Source organism: Pseudomonas sp. Tof1, assembly GCF_055390395.1.
In genome coordinates this window covers 6,858,835-6,879,977 of sequence record NZ_AP024344.1, presented here as the reverse complement: position 1 = coordinate 6,879,977, position 21,143 = coordinate 6,858,835, and the positions used below count along the sequence as shown (strand labels likewise).

The 21,143-nt window shown below is 63.4% G+C and carries 20 protein-coding genes; 15 read left to right on the top strand and 5 right to left on the bottom strand.

Going from position 1 to position 21,143, the window contains the following annotated elements:
- The first annotated feature begins 41 nt into the window (after positions 1–41).
- From ACZ5KU_RS31085 to ACZ5KU_RS31065, 5 genes are all read left to right on the top strand, one after another.
- A complete protein-coding gene (locus tag ACZ5KU_RS31085) occupies positions 42–959 on the top strand; it encodes a LysR substrate-binding domain-containing protein (protein WP_054058583.1) in 918 nt (305 codons plus the stop codon).
- Positions 960–1,340: 381 nt separating this feature from the next.
- Positions 1,341–1,832, top strand: coding sequence for a 5-(carboxyamino)imidazole ribonucleotide mutase (gene purE / locus ACZ5KU_RS31080; protein WP_054058584.1), 492 nt, complete (start codon positions 1,341–1,343; stop codon positions 1,830–1,832).
- An 11-nt stretch (positions 1,833–1,843) separates the two neighbouring features.
- A complete protein-coding gene (locus tag ACZ5KU_RS31075) occupies positions 1,844–2,926 on the top strand; it encodes a 5-(carboxyamino)imidazole ribonucleotide synthase (RefSeq protein ID WP_419737227.1) in 1,083 nt (360 codons plus the stop codon).
- 106 nt (positions 2,927–3,032) lie between these two features.
- A complete protein-coding gene (locus ACZ5KU_RS31070) occupies positions 3,033–3,278 on the top strand; it encodes a GlsB/YeaQ/YmgE family stress response membrane protein (RefSeq protein WP_054058586.1) in 246 nt (81 codons plus the stop codon).
- 80 nt (positions 3,279–3,358) lie between these two features.
- The gene (locus tag ACZ5KU_RS31065; protein WP_054058587.1) at positions 3,359–3,895 is read left to right on the top strand and encodes a DUF3299 domain-containing protein; all 537 of its coding nucleotides are present in this window, start codon (positions 3,359–3,361) and stop codon (positions 3,893–3,895) included.
- 62 nt (positions 3,896–3,957) lie between these two features.
- Here ACZ5KU_RS31065 and ACZ5KU_RS31060 read toward each other — a convergent pair whose 3' ends face one another.
- Complete coding sequence (locus ACZ5KU_RS31060) at positions 3,958–4,860, bottom strand: D-hexose-6-phosphate mutarotase (RefSeq protein ID WP_054063466.1); 903 nt, start codon at positions 4,858–4,860, stop codon at positions 3,958–3,960.
- Positions 4,861–4,914: 54 nt separating this feature from the next.
- Positions 4,915–5,316 carry an acyl-CoA thioesterase gene (locus tag ACZ5KU_RS31055; RefSeq protein ID WP_010447769.1) on the bottom strand — a complete coding sequence of 134 codons (402 nt, stop codon included), beginning with the start codon at positions 5,314–5,316 and terminating at the stop codon, positions 4,915–4,917.
- Between the two features lie 531 nt (positions 5,317–5,847).
- Between ACZ5KU_RS31055 and ACZ5KU_RS31050 the strand changes: the two genes are divergently transcribed.
- The 10 genes from ACZ5KU_RS31050 (at position 5,848) to ACZ5KU_RS31005 (ending at position 17,316) form a co-directional block, all read left to right on the top strand.
- A complete protein-coding gene (locus ACZ5KU_RS31050; RefSeq protein WP_054058589.1) occupies positions 5,848–7,137 on the top strand; it encodes an MFS transporter in 1,290 nt (429 codons plus the stop codon).
- Between the two features lie 160 nt (positions 7,138–7,297).
- Positions 7,298–8,290 (top strand): phosphate ABC transporter substrate-binding protein PstS, encoded by a 993-nt coding sequence (locus tag ACZ5KU_RS31045; protein WP_054058592.1) that lies wholly within the window; start codon positions 7,298–7,300, stop codon positions 8,288–8,290.
- Between the two features lie 529 nt (positions 8,291–8,819).
- Complete coding sequence (locus tag ACZ5KU_RS31040) at positions 8,820–10,853, top strand: ABC transporter permease subunit (RefSeq protein WP_192842713.1); 2,034 nt, start codon at positions 8,820–8,822, stop codon at positions 10,851–10,853.
- 15 nt (positions 10,854–10,868) lie between these two features.
- On the top strand, positions 10,869–12,539 hold the full coding sequence (gene pstA / locus ACZ5KU_RS31035) for a phosphate ABC transporter permease PstA (RefSeq protein ID WP_054058594.1): 1,671 nt from the start codon (positions 10,869–10,871) through the stop codon (positions 12,537–12,539).
- A 153-nt stretch (positions 12,540–12,692) separates the two neighbouring features.
- On the top strand, positions 12,693–13,526 hold the full coding sequence (gene pstB, locus ACZ5KU_RS31030; RefSeq protein ID WP_017901744.1) for a phosphate ABC transporter ATP-binding protein PstB: 834 nt from the start codon (positions 12,693–12,695) through the stop codon (positions 13,524–13,526).
- A gap of 118 nt (positions 13,527–13,644) precedes the next feature.
- The gene (gene phoU, locus ACZ5KU_RS31025) at positions 13,645–14,406 is read left to right on the top strand and encodes a phosphate signaling complex protein PhoU (protein WP_054058595.1); all 762 of its coding nucleotides are present in this window, start codon (positions 13,645–13,647) and stop codon (positions 14,404–14,406) included.
- A gap of 158 nt (positions 14,407–14,564) precedes the next feature.
- Entirely contained in the window at positions 14,565–15,488 is a 924-nt protein-coding gene (locus ACZ5KU_RS31020; protein WP_054063468.1) for a response regulator, read from the top strand.
- Between the two features lie 230 nt (positions 15,489–15,718).
- Positions 15,719–16,051, top strand: coding sequence for a type II toxin-antitoxin system RelE/ParE family toxin (locus ACZ5KU_RS31015; RefSeq protein WP_464736668.1), 333 nt, complete (start codon positions 15,719–15,721; stop codon positions 16,049–16,051).
- On the top strand, positions 16,048–16,353 hold the full coding sequence (locus tag ACZ5KU_RS31010) for a helix-turn-helix domain-containing protein (RefSeq protein ID WP_273819795.1): 306 nt from the start codon (positions 16,048–16,050) through the stop codon (positions 16,351–16,353). Before ACZ5KU_RS31015 ends, ACZ5KU_RS31010 begins: the two co-directional genes overlap by 4 nt.
- 66 nt (positions 16,354–16,419) lie before the next feature.
- Positions 16,420–17,316 (top strand): peptidoglycan DD-metalloendopeptidase family protein, encoded by an 897-nt coding sequence (locus ACZ5KU_RS31005; protein ID WP_464737447.1) that lies wholly within the window; start codon positions 16,420–16,422, stop codon positions 17,314–17,316.
- 116 nt (positions 17,317–17,432) lie between these two features.
- Here the strand turns inward: ACZ5KU_RS31005 and ACZ5KU_RS31000 are convergent, their stop codons facing one another.
- The 3 genes from ACZ5KU_RS31000 to phoB all read right to left on the bottom strand — a co-directional run bounded on the left by ACZ5KU_RS31000 (position 17,433) and on the right by phoB (position 21,133).
- On the bottom strand, positions 17,433–18,776 hold the full coding sequence (locus tag ACZ5KU_RS31000; protein WP_054057814.1) for a hemolysin family protein: 1,344 nt from the start codon (positions 18,774–18,776) through the stop codon (positions 17,433–17,435).
- Positions 18,777–19,077: 301 nt separating this feature from the next.
- Positions 19,078–20,400, bottom strand: a complete 1,323-nt coding sequence (gene phoR / locus ACZ5KU_RS30995; protein ID WP_054057813.1) for a phosphate regulon sensor histidine kinase PhoR — start codon at positions 20,398–20,400, stop codon at positions 19,078–19,080.
- Positions 20,401–20,443: 43 nt separating this feature from the next.
- Positions 20,444–21,133 (bottom strand): phosphate regulon transcriptional regulator PhoB, encoded by a 690-nt coding sequence (phoB, locus tag ACZ5KU_RS30990; RefSeq protein ID WP_010447794.1) that lies wholly within the window; start codon positions 21,131–21,133, stop codon positions 20,444–20,446.
- Positions 21,134–21,143 lie beyond the last annotated feature (10 nt).

The window sequence follows — 21,143 nt, the reverse complement described above, 5'->3', positions numbered from 1 at the left end:
CGATCGTGTGAACCAAAATGGTGCGCGTGACGGAGAAGTTGATGAATCTCGAAAGCAAATGGTTGGAAGATTTCAGTGCCCTGGCGGCCACCCGCAGCTTTTCCCAGGCTGCCGAGCGCCGCTTCGTCACGCAGCCGGCCTTCAGCCGGCGGATCCGCAGTCTGGAGGCGGCGCTGGGGTTGACCCTGGTGAACCGCTCGCGCACCCCCATCGAGCTGACGGCGGCGGGGCAGTTGTTCCTGGTGACGGCGCGTACGGTGGTCGAGCAGTTGGGCGAGGTGGTGCGCCACCTGCATCACCTGGAAAGCGGTCAGGGCGAGGTGATGCAGGTGGCCGCCGCGCACTCCCTGGCGCTGGGGTTCTTCCCGCGCTGGGTCGCGCAGTTGCGCAACGAGGGCCTGAACATCGCCACGCGGCTGGTGGCGACCAACGTCGGGGACGCGGTGCATGCGTTGCGCGAGGGCGGTTGCGATCTGATGCTGGCCTTCTATGACCCGGATGCGGCGTTGCAGATGGATGCGGAGATCTTCCCGTCGCTGCACCTGGGGCAGACCGAGATGTTGCCGGTGTGCGCGGTGGGGCCGGATGGCAAGCCGCTGTTCGACCTGGAGGGCGAGGGTAGCGTGCCATTGCTGGCCTATAGCGCCGGGGCCTTTCTCGGGCGCTCGGTGAACCTGTTGCTGCGCCAGCGCAACCTGCGTTTTACCACGGTGTACGAGACGGCCATGGCCGACAGCCTCAAGGGCATGGCGCTGGAGGGCCTGGGAATCGCCTGGGTGCCGCAACTGAGCGTGCGGGCCGAGTTGGCGCGGGGAGAACTGGTGGTGTGCGGCGGCCCGCAATGGCATGTGCCGCTGGAGATCCGCCTGTATCGCTGTGCACTGGTGCGCAAGGCCAACGTGCGGCTGCTGTGGCGCAAGCTGGAGAGCGGTACGGCGCAGGCAGTGGTGACGAACTGAAACAAACCGTCTGGGTGCAGGCTGGGCCCCTGTAGGAGCCGGCGGTCCGGCGTCCCGGTTTATCCGCGAAGAACGATGACGCGTAGTCCGGAAAAACCGCGCCGCTCCATTCGCGGAAAAATCCTGCTCCCACAGCGTTCGGCTTCCACAAGGGCGGCGTTCGAGCTGGGTTCGGATTGACCTGAAAGTCAGGTAAACCGGCCTTCAGCGGCTAACATCGACCCAGCGACAAAGGTGCGTCAAACGCGCTTTTTTCGGTATACTGCGCGGCCTTCGGTCGGTTTGCCCGGCCATTATTCGCATGACAAGCCACGCCGGTCCTCCCGCGTGGCTTGTTGTTTTTTGACGCGCCCGCGGGCGCCCAAGAGAAGAGGCACGACGATGAGCGCACTGGTTGGCGTGATCATGGGCTCCAAGTCCGATTGGTCCACCCTTAGCCACACCGCCGATATGCTGGAAAAGCTCGGTATTCCCTACGAGGTGAAAGTGGTATCGGCCCACCGCACCCCGGACCTGCTGTTCCAGTATGCCGAAGAGGCCGAGGGCCGCGGTATCGAGGTGATCATCGCCGGCGCGGGTGGCGCAGCCCACCTGCCTGGCATGTGTGCGGCCAAGACCCACCTGCCGGTCCTGGGCGTGCCGGTGCAGTCGTCGATGCTCTCGGGTGTGGACTCGCTGCTGTCGATCGTGCAGATGCCGGCCGGCATTCCGGTCGCCACCCTGGCCATCGGCAAGGCTGGCGCGATCAACGCCGCACTGCTGTCGGCGAGCATCCTGGGCGCCAAGCACCCGCAGTTCCACGCCGTGCTGAAAAAATTCCGTACTGAGCAGACAGACAGCGTTCTGGACAATCCAGACCCACGCATCGCCTGAGGTTTTTGACGATGAAGATCGGTGTAATCGGTGGCGGCCAACTGGGCCGCATGTTGGCCCTGGCAGGCACTCCGCTGGGGATGAACTTCGCTTTCCTCGACCCGGCGCCGGATGCCTGCGCGGCCGCCTTGGGCGAACATCTGCGAGCCGATTACGGCGATCAGGACCACCTGCGCCAATTGGCCGAGGAAGTCGACCTGGTGACCTTCGAGTTCGAAAGCGTGCCGGCGGAAACCGTGGCCTTCCTGTCGCAGTTCGTCCCGGTCTACCCGAGCGCCGAAGCCCTGCGCGTCGCCCGTGACCGCTGGTTCGAGAAGAGCATGTTCAAGGACCTGGGGATTCCGACCCCGGCCTTCGCCGACATCCAGTCCCAGGCCGACCTCGACGCGGCGGTGGCCAGCATCGGCCTGCCGGCCGTGCTCAAGACCCGCACCCTGGGCTACGACGGCAAGGGCCAGAAGGTCCTGCGCAGCGCGGCCGACGTGGTCGGCACCTTCGCCGAACTGGGCAGCGTGCCCTGCCTGCTGGAAGGTTTCGTACCGTTCACCGGCGAAGTCTCGCTGATCGCCGTGCGTGCCCGCGATGGCGAAACCCGTTTCTACCCGCTGGTGCACAACACCCACGAGAACGGCATTCTCAAGCTCTCGGTGGCGAGTACCGACCACCCGTTGCAGGCCCTGGCCGAAGACTACTCCAGCCGGGTGCTCAAGCAACTGGACTACGTCGGCGTGATGGCGTTCGAGTTCTTCGAGGTCGACGGAGGCCTGAAGGCCAACGAGATCGCCCCGCGCGTGCACAACTCCGGGCACTGGACCACCGACGGCGCCGAGTGCAGCCAGTTCGAGAACCACCTGCGGGCGGTCGCCGGCCTGCCATTGGGCTCGACCGCCAAGGTCGGCGAGAGCGCCATGCTCAACTTCATCGGCAGCGTGCCGCCGGTGGAGCGCGTGGTGGCGATCGCCGATTGCCATCTGCACCACTACGGCAAGGCATTCAAGGCCGGGCGCAAGGTCGGTCACGCCAACCTGCGCTGTGCCGACCGGGCTACGCTGCAGCAGCAGATCCTGCGGGTCGAAGCGCTGATCGCCGAGTAAAAGTTATCCAGGCGGGCGGGAACCATCGGTCCCCGCCGTCCTCTGATGGCAAGATGCTGGGGCCCAACTAGGCTTCAGTTGGGGGCAATCATTCAGAGGAAACGTCATGGGTATCATCGGAACCATCTTCATCGGCTTGATCGTTGGCCTCGTGGCGCGTTTTCTCAAGCCGGGCGATGACAGCATGGGTTGGATCATGACCATTCTGCTGGGTATCGGCGGTTCGATCGCCGCGACCTACGGTGGTCAGGCACTGGGCATCTACCACGCCGGGCAGGGTGCCGGTTTCATTGGCGCGGTGGTCGGCGCCATCGTCCTGCTGGTGATCTACGGGCTGATCAAAAAGAACTGAGCGACCTGCGCAACCCCCTCTGTGCAACCCGCGCAGAGGGGCTAGAATGCGCGACTTGATTCCCTCCTGCCGAGTTCCTCATGCGTCGTCTCCTGTTGACACTTCTCCTGCTGGGCAGCGGCCTGGCCCATGCGGCCGAGCTGCCGGAAACCGACTGGCTGGAACTGATGCCAAAATCGGATCAGAAAGCCCTCGAGCAAATGCCGGAGATCAGCCACAACTCCCCGGAAGCCAACGGTACCTTTACCGCCAAGGGTGGGCTGAAGCAGGCCAAGGGCTTGCCGGCGGTGATGTATTCGACCAAGACCGTAGCCGCCATGAACGGCAAGGACATCCGCATCGGTGGTTATCCGGTGCCGCTGGAAACCGACGCCAAGGGCCGCAGCACGCTGTTCTTCCTGGTTCCCTATCCGGGCGCCTGCATCCACGTGCCGCCGCCACCGCCGAACCAGTTGGTGCTGGTGCGTTATCCCAAGGGCCTGAAGCTGGACGATATCTACACGCCGTTGTGGGTGACCGGCACCCTGAAGGTCGAGAAGGTCAGCAATGACCTGGCCGATGCGGCCTATGCGCTGGATGCGGCGAAGGTGCGGGTGGTGAAGGAGTCGGATTTGTAGGGTGTTGGTCGGTCAGGTCGCTGTTCGCGGCGGCGGACCGCCGCGAGCCAGGCGCCCCGGTCCTAACCCAGGCGGCGGCTGCCGATGGTCACGCCCAGCGCATGACTGGCGCCCGGCGCCAGCGTCACCACGTCATTCATCACGTTCGCCGTCTCGATGCACAGCATCTTCTGCCAGCCATCGTCAGCCAGGTCGGCCAGTTGGCTGGCCCGGTCGATCCACGGGTTCCAGATCACCGTCGAACGCGAGTTCTCGGCCGTCAACTCGATACGCCGCTCCCAGGTCGGGTCGACGATGCTCAATTGCGCCGGGGTATCCAGGTAGATGCGGTCGGTTTCGCCGGTGAAATGCAGCTCACCCTGCTGCCGGACCTGTTTCCAGTCATCCGTCGTGTCGATGTAGGTCAGGCCATCGAGGCCGTCGACGTGCACGTTGCGCACATCGCTGACCGCGAAGTAGGTGTGCAGCGCCTGGCTCAGGGTGACCGGATGATCGTCGAGGTTCTCGCTGGTGAGGCTGATGTGCAGCTTCTCGCCCAGATGCACCGCCAGTTTCAGCCCGACCTTGTGCGGCCAGCCCGCAAAGCCGCCTTCGGGCAGCGGCAGGGTGAATTCGGCCAGTACGCCGTCGTTATCGGCCTGGATGCCCTGCAGGTTCCATTCCCGGGTCCGGACGAAACCGTGGGCGGTCGGCGCCTCGCTGGTCTGGCGCATCGCCTGGACGCTGTCGGGGTTGCGCTGGAACACGCCGAACCAGGGCCAGCATACCGGCACGCCGGCGCGGATACTCTTGTCGTGCTTGAACTGGGCCTGGTCGTTGAGCCAGATCACCGGCGGTTCGCCGGCCAGCTGATAACTGAGGATGTGTGCTCCCTGCTGGGCGACCAGCAGCTCGGCCTGGCCGTGGCTGATCTTCCAGCAGTTGAGTTCATCCAGCTTGACCGTTTCAACGTGTGGCGTGTTCATGGGGTTCTCGCTCGGCAACAGGGACTGCAATGGACCGCAAAAAACGCCGCGGGTTTAGGTGCGCCGTGGCACGGAGCGGGTGCGGCCGCTGCCGTCGATGGCGACGAAGACGAACACCGCTTCGGTGACCTTGCGCCATTCGCTGGACAGCGGGTCGTCGCTCCACACTTCGACCATCATCCGGATCGAGCTGCGGCCGATTTCCAGGGCCTGGGTATAAAAGGACAGCTGGGCCCCGACCGCCACCGGCACGAGGAACGCCATGCGGTCGATGGCCACCGTGGCCACCCGGCCACCGGCGATCTTGCTGGACATGGCGGTGCCGGCCAGGTCCATCTGGTTGACCAGCCAGCCGCCGTAGATATCGCCGAAACCGTTGGTTTCGCGGGGCAAGGCGGTGATTTGCAGGGCGAGATCGCCTTGCGGGATGGGGTCTTCTTGTTCGAGTTCGATCATATCCAGGGCCTCTGACCCATGACGCTACGTGGGTATTGCAGGTGAATGGACGTCTTCAGGAAAAACGATTCAGCCCGAACATGCTACGTTCGTCACGTTTCTCTAAGGCGTACTCAAGGGAAACTCTGCAAAACCGGCTGGAGGGAGCTTCCAGCGACGTTTTTGCACAGCACCCTTGCAGGGTGGCAGCCACCAGTATATCGAGCGACCCGCTTGACTTCGACCGTCAGAAAGCCCTTTCGATCGCTCTATATCGGGACATTACTTACTTTCTGAAACATTTTATTATCTTTTCCCGGCCATCCGCGCTTGTGCATGGGCGGGGTGAACGGGTGGGGCCGCAGGAGATTTTCCTGCCCGCCTGCTGCCTCGAGTGCCATCGGCCTGGCGAGCGTCAGGCTGCCGACGATATGTTTTACCGGTTTATCGTTTTACTACAACCGTGCTTGTGCGATCTTTGCCGGATCGACACCGGTGACGTTGCGGCCGGGCCACCTACAGACCTATCAGTAAATATAAGAGAAGCCTTGCATGAGTACTGTGTCTCCCAGCCTTGCGCCGCCCGCGCGCCCGCTGACCCGTAATGACTACAAGACGCTGTCGCTGTCGGCCCTGGGAGGCGCGCTGGAGTTCTACGACTTCATCATCTTCGTGTTTTTCGCGGCGGTGGTCGGCAAGCTGTTCTTCCCGGCCGAGATGCCGGAATGGCTGCGCCTGATGCAGACCTTCGGGATCTTCGCCGCCGGTTACCTGGCGCGGCCGCTGGGCGGTATCGTCATGGCGCACTTCGGCGACCTGCTGGGCCGCAAGAAGATGTTCACCCTGAGCATCTTCATGATGGCCGTGCCGACCCTGATCATGGGCCTGCTGCCGACCTACGCGCAGATCGGCATCTGGGCGCCGATCCTGCTGCTGCTGATGCGGGTGATCCAGGGTGCCGCCATCGGTGGCGAGGTTCCGGGCGCCTGGGTGTTCGTCGCCGAGCACGTGCCGGAGCGGCAGATCGGCTTCGCCTGCGGCACCCTGACTTCGGGCCTGACCGCCGGCATCCTGCTGGGCTCGCTGGTCGCGACCCTGATCAACAGCCTCTACAGCCCGCTGGAAGTGAGCGATTACGCCTGGCGTATCCCGTTCCTGCTGGGCGGCGTGTTCGGCCTGTTCTCGGTGTACCTGCGCCGCTGGCTGCACGAGACCCCGGTATTCGCCGAGCTGCAGCAGCGCAAGGCATTGTCCGACGGCATTCCCCTCGGCGCGGTGCTGCGTGACCACCGTGGCGCGATCATCATCTCGATGCTGCTGACCTGGCTGCTCTCGGCTGGCGTGGTGGTGGTGATCCTGATGACCCCGACCGTACTGCAGACCGTCTTTCACTTCACTCCGACGGTGTCGCTGCAGGCCAACAGCCTGGCGATCGTGTGCCTGACCCTGGGCTGCATCGCTTCCGGCGCCCTGGCCGACCGCTTCGGTGCGGGGCGGGTGTTCGTCATCGGCAGCCTGGCGCTGATGGCCACTTTCTGGACCTTCTACAGCACCGTGGCGGCCCATCCCGAGTGGCTGTTCCCGCTGTACGCCCTGAGCGGCCTGTTCGTCGGCACCATCGGTGCGGTGCCTTACGTGATGGTCAAGGCGTTCCCGGCGGTGGTGCGTTTCAGCGGCCTGTCGTTCTCCTACAACCTGGCGTACGCGATCTTCGGCGGCCTGACGCCGATGGTGGTGACCCTGCTGCTCAAGGACAGCCCGATGGGGCCTGCGTATTATGTTGCAATCATTTGCAGCGTCGGCGTGCTGGTGGGCGGCTACCTCTGGTCCAAGTCCCGCTAAGTTACGTTTTTCCGGGTTTCCAGCGTTTCATGGATAAAGGCCAGTCATCCTCGCGGATGCTGGCCTTTCATCTAATTGTCACATACCAGTCATAGAGTGTTCATGCGGCCTGCCGATACTTGGCCCCGACTTAACATAACCTCTCTGCTAGGAGTAAGGCATGAAACTGAAACGTTTGATGGCGGCAATGACCTTTGTCGCTGCTGGCGTCGCGACTGCCCACGCGGTGGCCGCTGGTGTAGATCCGTCCATTCCCGCCTATACCAAAGTCCAAGGCGTGTCGGGCAACCTGTCCAGCGTCGGTTCCGATACCCTGGCAAACCTCATGACCCTGTGGGCTGAGGGCTACAAGAAAGAATATCCGAACGTGAACATTCAGATTCAGGCCGCCGGTTCCGCTACCGCACCGCCCGCACTGACTGAAGGTACTTCGAACCTCGGCCCCATGAGCCGCAAGATGAAGGACACCGAACTGGCGGCCTTCGAGCAGAAGTACGGCTACAAGCCGACCGCCATCCCGGTCGCTGTCGATGCCCTGGCGGTATTCGTGCACAAGGACAACCCGATCCAGCACCTGACCATGGAACAGGTTGACGCGATCTTCTCCTCGACCCGTCTGTGCGGCGCCAAGGCCGACGTCAAGACCTGGGGCGACCTGGGCGTGACCGGCGACCTGGCCAACAAGCCGGTCCAACTGTTCGGCCGCAACTCGGTATCCGGCACCTACGGCTACTTCAAGGAAGAAGCCCTGTGCAAGGGCGACTACAAGCCTAACGTGAACGAGCAGCCGGGTTCGGCTTCCGTGGTGCAGTCCATCAGCTCCTCGCTGAACGGCATCGGCTACTCGGGTATCGGCTACAAGACCGCCAGCGTGAAGACCGTGGCCCTGGCCAAGAAAGGCAGCACCGACTTCATCGAAGACAGCGAAGAAAACGCCCTGAACGGCAAATACCCGCTGTCGCGCTTCCTGTACGTCTACGTCAACAAGGCTCCGAACAAGCCTCTGGCCCCGCTGGAAGCCGAGTTCGTGAAGCTGGTTTTGTCCAAGCAGGGCCAGGAAGTCGTAGTCAAGGACGGTTACATCCCGCTGCCAGCCAAGGTTGCCGCCAAGGCGCTGGCTGACCTGGGCCTGAGCGAAGGCGCCAAGAAGTAAGCACCGGGCCGGCGTCTGGTGGCCTGTGTGGCTGATCGCACACCCAACTCCAAGTCCCTGAACCTGGATTTGAGTATCCGAATCAACCGTACAGGCCACTGGCTCCGGTATGTGGGAGCGGGCTTGCCCGCGAAAGCGATCCTGGAAGGACGCTTCGCAGGCAACCGGCAACCCGCGCACTAAATTTCCGAATCCGCTGCCAGCCATGCTGGGCGGCGGCTTCCGTGCGTCACTGCACTGTCATCTTTCTGTCATACAGGATCGCTAGGGTGTGCGCATGAACGATCTGGCCAATTCCACCATGACTACGACTTCTCCCCCCAAGCGCATTGACTTCAATACGCCTGAACTCAAGCGCAAGCGCCAAATTCGTGCGCTCAAGGACCGCCTGACCCGCTGGTATGTATTCGTTGGCGGCCTGGCCGTCCTGGCGGCGATCACGTTGATCTTCTTCTTCCTCGGCTATGTGGTCATGCCGCTGTTCCAGGGTGCCTCGCTGACGGCGGAAAAAGCCATCAGTCCGGCCTGGATGCGCGATGCCGGCAACCCGCTGATGATCTCCCTGGAAGAACAGAACCAGGTCGGCATGCGGGTTTCCGACCAGGGGCAGGTGCTGTTCTTCGCTGTCGAAGGCGCTGCCGAGCTGTCGCGGGTGAACCTGCCGATTCCGGCCGGTACCAAAGTCACCGCCATCAGCAAGGACCAGCCGGGCGTCCCGCTGGTTATCGTCGGCCTGTCCAACGGCCAGGCGCTGGTGTTCCGCCACAGCTACAAGGTGACCTACCCGGATGGCAAGAAGACCATCACCCCGACGATCGAATACCCGTACGGGGAGACGCCGATCACCCTGGATGAGCAAGGGCATGCCCTCGAGCACGTGAACCTCAACGCCAGCGACTCGACGCTGATCGCCGTGGGTTCCAATGGTGCGCAACTGCACGTGCTGGCGCTGACCAAGGAAGAAAACATGATGACCGGCGAGGTCACCAGCGAGCAGAAGAGCATCGATCTGCCGCAGATGACCGAGCCGGTGAAGGCGATCTACATCGATCCACGCCAGCAGTGGTTGTATGTGATCAACGGGCGTGCCCAGGCCGACGTGTTCAGCCTGCGCGACAAGAGCCTGAATGGCCGTTACAAGCTGCTTGAGGACGCCAACGCCGAAGTGACCGCCAGTGCACAGCTGGTCGGTGGCATCTCGCTGATCATCGGTGACTCCAAGGGCGGCCTCGGCCAGTGGTTCATGGCCCGTGACACCGATGGCGAACTGCGCCTGAAGCCGATCCGCAGCTTCCAGATGGGCAACGCGCCGATCGTCGAGATCAGCGCCGAAGAGCGTCGCAAGGGCTTCGTCGTCCTGGATGCCGCCGGCAAGCTCGGCGTGTTCCACAGTACTGCGCACCGTACCCTGCTGGTCGAGCAGGTGGTCGACGGTCCGGGCCTGTTCGGCCTGTCGCCGCGGGCCAACCGGGTGATCGTCGAACAGGGTGGCAAGATCCAGCCGCTGCTGCTCGACAACCCGCATCCGGAAGTGTCCTGGAGCGCGCTGTGGAGCAAGGTCTGGTACGAGAACTACGACGCACCCAAGTACGTCTGGCAATCGACCGCCGCCAACACCGACTTCGAGCCCAAGCTGAGCCTGTCGCCGCTGACCTTCGGTACCCTGAAGGCCGCGTTCTACGCCATGCTGCTGGCGGCGCCGCTGGCCGTCGCCGCAGCGATCTACACCGCCTACTTCATGGCCCCGGGCATGCGCCGCAAGGTCAAGCCGGTGATCGAGCTGATGGAGGCGCTGCCAACGGTGATTCTCGGCTTCTTCGCCGGCCTGTTCCTGGCGCCGTATGTCGAAGGCCACCTGCCGGGGATCTTCAGCCTGCTGCTGTTGTTGCCGATCGGCATCCTGGTGGCCGGCTTCGCCTGGAGCCGCCTGCCCGAATCGCTGCGCCTGCGGGTGCCGGACGGCTGGGAAAGCGCGATCCTGATCCCGGTGATCCTGTTCGTCGGCTGGCTCTCGCTGTTCATGAGCCCGCACCTGGAGTCGTGGTTCTTCGGCGGCGACATGCGCCTGTGGATCTCCCACGACCTGGGCATCACCTACGACCAGCGCAACGCCCTGGTGGTCGGCCTGGCCATGGGCTTCGCGGTGATTCCGAACATCTACTCGATCGCCGAAGACGCCGTGTTCAGCGTGCCGCGCAGCCTGACCCTGGGCTCCCTGGCCCTGGGCGCCACGCCCTGGCAGACCATGACGCGGGTGGTGATCCTCACCGCCAGCCCGGGCATCTTCTCGGCGCTGATGATCGGCCTGGGCCGCGCCGTCGGCGAGACCATGATCGTGCTGATGGCCACCGGCAACACCCCGGTCATGGAGATGAACCTGTTCGAGGGCCTGCGCACCCTGGCGGCGAACGTCGCGGTGGAGATGCCGGAGTCGGAGGTGGGTGGTAGCCATTACCGCGTGCTGTTCCTCTCGGCACTGGTGCTGCTGCTGTTCACGTTCATCATGAACACCCTCGCGGAACTGATTCGTCAGCGTCTGCGCAAGAAATACTCGTCGCTTTAATAAAGGTAGAAGTCTGTGAAACAGAACTCCCTGAATGGCTGGTTCAAGAGCGGCGCCCCTGGCGTCTGGATCAGCGGTGGTGCGGTGTCCATCGCGGTCATCATGACCATCGGCTTGCTGGCGGTGATCGCGGTGCGTGGGCTGGGGCATTTCTGGCCGGCGGATGTGATCCACGCCGAGTACAGCATTCCCGGCCAGGCCCCGCAGGTCGTGGTCGGCGAGGTGGTGCAGAAGGAAGAAGTGCCGCGGGCGCGCCTGAAGACGGCGGGCCTGCCGGTGCCGGACAACGGCCCCGAGTTCATGACCCGCGAGCTGGTCAAGGTCGGTAACCGCGACCTGAACGGCAACGATTTCACCTGGGTCGTCGGTGAGTGGCTGACCAACCTGAGTACGCCGGCCGAGTTGATGGCCATCGAGCGTCGCGAGTGGGGCAACTTCTACGGCACCCTGGTCAACGTCAAGGAAAACGGCAAGGTCGTCGCCGAAGGCGAGGCCGCCTGGCCTGAGCTGCAGGCGCGGATCGACCGTGTGAACGGTCTGGCCAGGCAGCTCAAGACCCTGGAAAAGAGCGACATCGGCGCGATCAACGCAGGCCTGGAGCGTATTCGCCTGCATGGCCGCAAGCTGGAACTCGAAGGCAAGCTGGACGCTGCCGCCCAGGCCGACATGGAAGCCGAGAAGGCCGAGCTGCATGCCCGATACCAGGCGATCGAAGCGCGCCTGAGCGAGCTGCACACCGAGTTCAATCGCGACAGCCTGACGGCCCGCGATGGCAACGGCAAGGAACTGGAAATCGGCATCAGCAAGGTGGTCCACGCCTACCAGCCGAACGCCATGGGCACCTTCACCAAGCTGGGTTTCTACTTCAGCAAGGTCTGGGAGTTCCTCAGCGACGACCCGCGGGAAGCCAACACCGAGGGCGGGATTTTCCCGGCGATCTTCGGCACCGTGATGATGACCCTGATCATGGCGATGATCGTCACTCCGTTCGGCGTGCTGGCGGCGGTCTACCTGCGTGAGTATGCCAAGCAGAACACCCTGACCCGGGTGATCCGCATCGCGGTGAACAACCTGGCCGGCGTCCCGGCGATCGTCTACGGCGTGTTCGGCCTGGGCTTCTTCGTCTATGTGCTGGGCGGCTCGCTCGACCGGCTGTTCTTCCCCGAGGCCCTGCCGGCGCCGACCTTCGGCACCCCGGGCCTGCTCTGGGCCTCGCTGACCCTGGCGCTGCTGGCGGTGCCGGTGGTGATCGTGGCCACCGAGGAAGGCCTGGCGCGTATTCCGCGCACCGTCCGCGAAGGTTCGCTGGCACTGGGGGCGACCAAGGCCGAGACGCTGTGGAAGATCGTCCTGCCGATGGCCAGCCCGGCGATGATGACCGGCATGATCCTCGCCGTGGCCCGTGCCGCCGGTGAAGTGGCGCCGCTGATGCTGGTGGGCGTGGTGAAGCTGGCGCCGTCGCTGCCGGTGGATGGCAACTACCCGTACCTGCACCTGGACCAGAAGATCATGCACCTGGGCTTCCACATCTACGACGTCGGCTTCCAGAGCCCCAACGTCGAGGCGGCGCGCCCGCTGGTGTACGCCACCGCGTTGCTGCTGGTGCTGGTGATCGCCACGCTGAACCTCTCGGCCGTGTGGATCCGTAACCACCTGCGCGAGAAGTACAAGGCGCTGGATAGCTGATGACGCATTACCTGTAGGAGCAAGGCTTGCCCGCGAAGCTTTTGGCGGCCTCCGAGGCCCTTCGCAGGCAAGCCTTGCTCCTGCAAGGTCCCTTATTGCACACGCCGCCCAGCGGCGTACCGAAACGAATTTGTTAGCGCAGGGAGTTTACCCATGCAGCATGAAACCCAACCCCACGGCATCAACATGTCCGCCCTGGGTCGCAGCAAGCAGAGCCTGGACCTGGCCAGCGAGACCGTGGCCATCGAAGTGCCGAAACTGAGCCTGTTCTACGGCGAGAAGCAGGCACTGTTCGACGTCAGCATGAACATCCCCAAGCAACGCGTGACCGCCTTCATCGGCCCGTCCGGTTGCGGCAAGTCGACCCTGCTGCGCACCTTCAACCGGATGAACGATCTGGTCGACGGCTGCCGCGTACAGGGCGAGATCAACCTTTACGGCAACAACATCTACCGCAAGGGCGAGGACGTGGCCGAGCTGCGTCGCAAGGTCGGCATGGTGTTCCAGAAGCCGAACCCGTTCCCCAAGACCATCTACGAGAACGTCGTCTACGGCCTGCGCATCCAGGGCATCAACAAGAAGCGCGTGCTCGACGAGGCTGTGGAATGGGCCCTCAAGGGCGCGGCCCTGTGGGATGAAGTGAAGGACCGCCTGCACGACTCCGCACTCGGCCTGTCCGGCGGCCAGCAGCAGCGTCTGGTGATCGCCCGTACCATCGCCGTGGAGCCGGAAGTGCTGTTGCTCGACGAGCCGTGCTCGGCACTCGACCCGATCTCGACCCTCAAGGTCGAGGAACTGATCTATGAACTGAAATCCAAGTTCACCATCGTGATCGTGACCCACAACATGCAGCAGGCGGCCCGGGTTTCCGACTACACCGCGTTCATGTACATGGGCAAGTTGGTGGAATTCGGCGATACCGATACCCTGTTCACCAATCCCGCGAAGAAGCAGACCGAGGACTACATCACCGGTCGTTATGGCTAGGAGCGGCTGTGTGCCGCAGGCCGGAGGCGGCAAGGCAGATGCTGTGCGAACCCCGGATCACCCTATCACTGCTTGAAACGCGCGGCTTGAAGCCTGCAAGTTTCGCGGAGCTAAACCAATGATTGATAAAGAAGGTCTTACCCATCACATCTCCGCGCAGTTCAACGCGGAGCTGGAAGAAGTTCGCAGCCACCTGCTGGCCATGGGCGGGCTGGTGGAGAAGCAGGTCAACGACGCGGTGACCGCACTGATCGAGGCCGATTCCGGCCTGGCCCAGCAGGTGCGCGAGATCGATGAACAGATCAACCAGATGGAGCGCAACATCGACGAGGAGTGCCTGCGCATCCTCGCCCGTCGCCAGCCGGCGGCCTCCGACCTGCGGTTGATCATCAGCATCTCCAAGTCGGTGATCGATCTCGAGCGTATCGGCGATGAAGCCACCAAGATCGCCCGTCGTGCCATCCAGCTGTGTGAAGAAGGCGAAGCGCCGCGCGGTTATGTCGAAGTTCGTCACATCGGCGACCAGGTGCGCAACATGGTCCGCGACGCACTGGATGCCTTCGCCCGTTTCGACGCGGAGCTGGCGTTGTCCGTGGCGCAGTACGACAAGATCATCGATCGCGAGTACAAGACCGCCTTGCGCGAGCTGGCCACCTACATGATGGAAGATCCACGCTCTATCTCGCGGGTGTTGAGCATCATTTGGGTGTTGCGTTCGCTGGAGCGGATCGGTGACCACGCACGCAATATCTCCGAGCTGGTAATCTACCTGGTACGTGGAACCGACGTACGGCACATGGGCCTCAAGCGCATGCGTCAGGAAGTTGAGGGAGTGGCCCCCGAAACTGCTAATGTTCCGGACAAATCTGACGATAACTAAGATTGCCCGAGAGAAACGCCCGGCCAATGGTCGGGCGTTTTTGTTTGTGGCGTACGAATTTTATGCGCCTTGCGAGCGATAAAATCCCGGCGTGACTGATCAGTTTTGCAAATGGCCATTAGCCAGTATGCTGGCCGGGATTTTTAGAGGAATGGTCAATGAGCAAAGTCAGTGTGTTGGTGGTGGATGACGCATCGTTCATCCGCGACCTGGTGAAAAAGTGCCTGCGCAACTACTTCCCGGGTGTGCGGACCGAAGACGCCGTCAACGGACGCAAGGCCCAGGCGATCCTGGCGCGCGAGGCGTTCGACCTGGTGCTGTGCGACTGGGAAATGCCTGAGATGTCCGGCCTGGAGCTGCTGACGTGGTGCCGTTCGCAGGAGGCTCTCAAGACCATGCCGTTCGTGATGGTCACCAGCCGCGGCGACAAGGAGAACGTGGTGCAGGCGATCCAGGCCGGGGTTTCCGGCTACGTCAGCAAGCCGTTCACCAACGAACAACTGCTGACCAAGGTCAAGCAGGCACTGCACAAGGTCGGCAAGCTCGACGCGCTGATGAGCAGCGCTCCGAAGTCGAACGCGGGGTTTGGCAACGACTCGCTGAGCGCGCTGACCGGCGGCAAGCCGGCGGTGGTGTCGCCTGCGGCTCCAGCAGCCCCCGCAGCGGCGCCCGCTGCGTCCAAGGGCATCCTCAACAGCCCGCCGGTACGTCCGGCGGCGGCTGCGGCTGCGAGCCCGGCGACCGGCGGTCGTGGCCAGGGCCAACTGCGCCTGGCCAGCGGCACCCAGCAATGTGTGATCAAGGCCCTGAGCATCAAGGAGGCCCTGCTGGTGGTTCGTCGCGGCGAGGCCCTGCCACAGATCCTGGAAAGCGCCGTGCTCGACCTGGAGCAGGGTGACAATGCCGAGGTCGCCCGCCTGAACGGCTACCTGCACGCGATCGTCGCCCATGAGCCCAAGCCGGACAGCGACTGGCTGCAACTGACCTTCCGGTTCATCGACCAGGATGCGCAGAAGCTCGACTACATCTCCCGCCTGATCGCCCGCGGCACCGCCCAGAAGCACTTCGTTCCTGGCGCCTGATGCCCGTCTGACAACCCGGTGCGGCTGGCGCCGGGTTGTTTCTCCTCGTTCCTACGTTACGTATCGAAAGACCTTTCGTCCGAATATCCGCTCGTCCGATTTCTTTATATCTGTTTTGATATAGATTGATCAGCAAGGCATGGCTGCCGGCCAAGTCTTGCAACAACCTCGTGCCACGAACGCTTCGCCCGTTGCTTACGCTTTTCCTGGCAAGCACGGGAGGTATCGCGATGGCAAGGCACAAGGACGTGGTATTCGTAGGGAGTTCGCTCGGGGATTTGCGAGCCTGCCCGCTGGAGGCGCGAAGAGCGGCGGGTTTTCAGCTGGATCTCCTGCAGCAGGGTGAAGCACCCTGTGACTGGAAGCCCATGATGACGGTGGGCAGGGGGGGCTACGAAATTCGGATCAATGATGAGAGCGGGGCATTCCGGGTGTTTTATGTGGCCAACAGGGTTGATGCCTTGTATGTGCTTCACGCCTTCAGGAAGACGACGCAGAGGACCCAGGCCCGGGATATCGAGCTGGCCAGGGCGAGATATCAGGAGATAGGAGCAAAACCATGAGCGATCATGTTCATATCGAACGTTTTTCCTCCGTCTGGGATGCCCTGGAGGAGACTCCCCGGGAGGCGGCCAACATGCGTCTGCGCTCCCGGCTCATGCTGGAACTGATCCGTAGGATCAGCGCCTGGGAGTTGTCCCAGAAGGCCGCGGCCAAGCGCCTGGGGATCAGCCAGCCCAGGCTCAACGACCTGCTCAATGGCAAGATCGACAAGTTCTCCCTGGACGCGCTGGTGAACCTCTCGGAGCCGGCGCAACTGGACGTCGACCTGTGCTTCGGCCAGGGTGCGACTCAGCTCGCCTGAGTCACACAAACATCTTGGCGGCCTGCTAATCTGCTCGCCACGTTTGGTTTGGCGGCTTGCCCTATGTTGTTCCTGCGCCTGTTGTTTTCCTGTGGCCTGCTGATGGTTGCCACCTCGGCTGCGGCCATGACGGTCTACAAGTACGTGGACGCCAATGGCGTGGTCACCTACAGCGACCGCCCGGCGCCGGGGGCCCAGGTGTTCGTGTTTCGCGATCGGATGGTCGAGCACCTGGAGCGCCAGGTGCGCCTGGACATTCGCAGGCAGAAGGGTGGCGACGAGGTGTTCGTGCGTAACGACCTGTATGCGCCGGTGGAAATCGAGTTGAGTTTCGCCGCGCTGAAGAACGTCAGCGGAGCGCCCGTGCAGCCGATTCGCAAGGTGTTGCCGGCGCGCAGTCACCAGCGTCTGGCGCTGCTCAGCGCGAGCCAGGCCGGGCAACCGTTCCTGTATACCCCCAAATTCCGCTATTCCCTTGGTGACCCTTCAGGCCAGGCTCAGGGCTATCGTTATCCGTTTCCCTGGCGCGGCGGGCCCTTTCGCCTGACCCAGGGGCCGAACGGCGAATACAGCCATCATGGCGCCAAGAGCCGCTATGCGATGGATATCGCCATGCCGGTCGGTACGCCGATCATCGCCGCGCGGGGCGGGGTCGTGGTCAAGACCGAGAACGACCAGTCCGGGCGTGGCAGGAACCCGGCGGGCAACTTCGTGCGGATCCTGCATGACGACGGCACCATGGGTGTCTACCTGCATCTCAAGCAGGGCTCGGTGAGCGTGCGCGAGGGGCAGCGGGTGGCGGTGGGGAGCCCGCTGGGGCTGTCGGGCAACACCGGCAACAGCACGGGGCCGCACCTGCATTTCGTGGTGCAGCGCAATACCGGGCTGGGCCTGGTGTCGATTCCGTATCAGTTCAGCCAGCCGATGGAGGCGTTGCCGAACTTCGCCGTGGGCGGGCAGTGAGACCACGGGTTGGACGCTGACCTGTAGGAGCGTGCCTTGTCGGAACGCCGCACCGCCGCGAACAGGCCGGCAAGTCTGGAGCCTCCCACAGGCCTGGCATCCGTTCGCCCGGGGCGTCAGTCGAGCTTGAGGACCTTGGCCAGGATGATCTTCGGCCCCTTCATCTTCTTGATGATGATGCGCAGGCCTTCGACTTCCATCACCTCTTCCTCCTCGGGCACCCGCTTCAGGCTCTCGTAGACCAGGCCGGCGAGGGTTTCGGCCTCGATATGGTCCAGGTCGATACCCAGCAGGCGCTCGACCTTGAACAGCGGCGTGTCACCGCGCACCAGCAACTTGCCCGGCTGGTAGGCGAGGATGCCGCGTTCGGCCTTGCGGTGTTCGTCCTGGATGTCGCCGACCAGCACTTCGAGCACGTCTTCCATGGTCAGGTAGCCGATCACCTTGCTGTCGGCTTCCTCGACCAGGGCGAAGTGCGAGCCGCCCTGGCGGAACTGCTCGAGCAGGCGCGACAGCGGCATGTGCTTGGACACGCGCTCCAGCGGGCGGGTCAGTTCGGCCAGGTTGAACGACTCGGGGATGTGGTCCAGGGCCGCCAGTTCCAGCAACAGGTCCTTGATGTGCAGCAGGCCGACGAACACATTGCGCTCGGCGTCGTATACCGGGTAGCGGCTGAACTTGTGGCGACGGAACAGCGCCAGGATTTCCTTGAGCGGGGCGTTGCAGTCCAGGGTCACCAGGTCTTCGCGGGAGTTGGCCCAGTCGACCACCTCCAACTCGCCCATTTCCACGGCCGAGGCCAGTACGCGCATGCCCTGGTCGCTGGGGTCCTGGCCGCGGCTGGAGTGCAGGATCAGCTTGAGCTCTTCACGGCTGTAGTGGTGTTCGTGATGCGGGCCGGGCTCGCCCTGGCCGGCGATACGCAGGATGGCGTTGGCGCTGGCGTTGAGCAGGTAGATGGCCGGGTACATCAGCCAGTAGAACAGGTACAGCGGCACCGCCGTCCACAGCGACAGCAGCTCCGGCTTGCGGATGGCCCAGGACTTGGGTGCCAGCTCGCCGACCACGATGTGCAGGTAGGAAATGATGAAGAAGGCGGTGAAGAACGACACGCCCTTGATCACTTCGGGAGAGTTTACGCCGATGGCGCCGAGCACCGGTTCCAGCAGGTGGGCGAAGGCCGGCTCACCGACCCAGCCCAGGCCCAGCGAGGCCAGGGTGATACCCAGCTGGCAGGCGGACAGGTAGGCGTCCAGCTGGCTGTGCACGGTGCGCAGGATCTGCCCGCGCCAGCCGTTCTGCTGGGCGATGGTTTCGACGCGGGTCGAGCGCAGCTTGACCATGGCGAACTCGGCCGCAACGAAGAAACCGTTGAGCAATACCAGCAGCAGAGCAAAGAGAATCATGCCGAAATCGGCGAATATCGAGAAGAGGGTCAAGCTACTAGGGGAAGGGTCCATGATGGGGTTTTACGGGTTCCATATTTCAATTTGAAGTTGTGTTTCGCGGCCTGAAAGGCAGGCCCAAGCCTTCCAATGTAGCGGCACACGGGCCCCTTGCCTAGTGGCCTGTGTGGCTAATTCGCATGCTCCACTCCGAGCCCATGGCTTCGCCAGACAGCGTTGCCATTCCTCGCCGTAGCCCTGCTACGACTCGTCATGGCGCCTTGCCTGGCAAACCCCTGGGCCCGAATTTGAGTATTCGAATTAACCGTACAGGCCACTAGTGGCCCGTGTGCCTGATCCCGATGGGACCGCGCATTCAGACGGAGAGTTCGTTCTTTTGCGAACGCACGACCTGGGCCGGCGCGAAATGACAGGTGAAGGTGCTGCCGTGGCCCGGCACGCTGCTGATCTCCAGGCGCGCCCGATGGCGCAGGAGCACGTGCTTGACGATGGCCAGGCCCAGGCCGGTGCCGCCGGTGTTGGAGTTGCGGCTGGAGTCGACGCGGTAGAAGCGCTCGGTCAGGCGCGGCAGGTGCTTGTTGTCGATGCCGATCCCCGAGTCCTGGACGCTGAGGTGCGCGCCCTGTTCGTCGCCCCACCAGCGTACGCGAATGGTGCCCTCGGCCGGAGTGTACTTGACGGCGTTGAACACCAGGTTGGAGAAGGCACTGCGCAGTTCACCCTCGCTGCCCTTGAGACGGATGCCCGGATCGGCTTCGACGGTGATGGTCTGGTTGAGTTGCCCGGACAGCGCCTGGGCATCGTTGCGGATCGTCTGCAGCAGGCTATCGACCTGCACCGGATGGTTGTCCGATGGGTAGTCGGTGGCCTCCAGCTTGGCCAGCAACAGCAGGTCGTTGAGCAGCGTCTGCATGCGACCGCCTTGCTGCTGCATCTGCTGCAGGGCGCGCAACCAGCGCGGGTTCACGTCCTCGACGTTGTCCAGCAGGGTCTCCAGGTAGCCGCAGATCACCGTCAGCGGGGTGCGCAACTCGTGGGAGACGTTGGCGATGAAATCCTTGCGCATCTGCTCCAACTGGTGGATGCGGGTGACATCACGGACCAGCATCAGGTGCTCGTTGTTGCCGTAGCGGGTGATGTGCAACTGGATGCGCAGGCGGTCGTTGGTGGGCGAGGGGATTTCCAGCGGTTCGGCGTAGTTGTCCTGCTCGAAGTATTCCTTGAAGCGCGGGTGGCGTACCAGGTTGGTCACCGGCTGGCCGCTGTCCTGCGGGGTCTTGAGGCCGAGCAGGGTTTCGGCGGCGCGGTTCCACCATTCCAGGTTGCCGTCGCTGTCGAGCATGACCACCGCGTCCTTGAGCGCCGCGGTGGACTCCTGGACCCGGTCGATCACCGCCTGCAGGCGGCCGCGCACGCGTTGGTCGCGGCGTTGCAGGTGGTAGATGCTGTCGAACACGTCGCCCCACAGGCCGTAGCCATCGGGCGGTGCCTCGTCGGGTTTGTGCAGACGCAGCCACTCATGCAGGCGCAGCAGTTGCTTGAGGGTCCAGACGAGGTAAATCCCCAGGCCCACGGCCAGGGCCCAGCTGTAATAGCCGCTGATCAGGCCGACCAGCAGGCAGCCGGTCACGAGCAACAACAGATGGCGGATCAGGGTGCCATGCCAGTTCTGATTCACTTCAACATGCGTCCTTGTCAGCGGTCAGTGCGCGTAAGGCGGCTCAGCCCTTGGTGGAAAACCGGTAGCCGGTGCCGCGCACGGTTTGTACCAGATTTTCGTAGGCATCGCCGAGGGCCTTGCGCAGGCGGCGGATATGCACATCGACGGTACGCTCTTCGACATAGACGTTGCCGCCCCAGACCTGGTCCAGCAACTGCCCGCGGGTGTAGGCGCGTTCCTGATGGGTCATGAAGAACTGCAACAGGCGATATTCGGTGGGACCCATCTCGGCCGGCTTGCCGTCGATGGTCACGCGGTGGCTGATGGGGTCGAGCAGCAGGCCACCGACTTCGATCGGCGCTTCGCCGTCGGTCGGGCCGGCGCGACGGAGCACGGCCTTCAGGCGGGCCACCAGTTCCCGGGGGGAAAACGGTTTGGTGATGTAGTCGTCGGCACCGACTTCCAGCCCCTGGATCTTGTTGTCTTCCTCGCCCTTGGCGGTGAGCATGATGATCGGGATGTCGCCGGTCAGCTCGTCGCGCTTGAGGCGGCGGGCCAGTTCGATGCCCGAGGTGCCGGGCAGCATCCAGTCGAGCAGGATCAGGTCAGGCTTGCGGTCGACGATGATCGCATGGGCCTGCTGGGAGTTTTCCGCTTCCATGCAGTCATAGCCGGCCATTTCCAGGGCGACAGCGATCATCTCCCGAATCGGGGCTTCGTCATCGACGATCAGAATGCTCCTGCCAACCATGTCCCTTAAT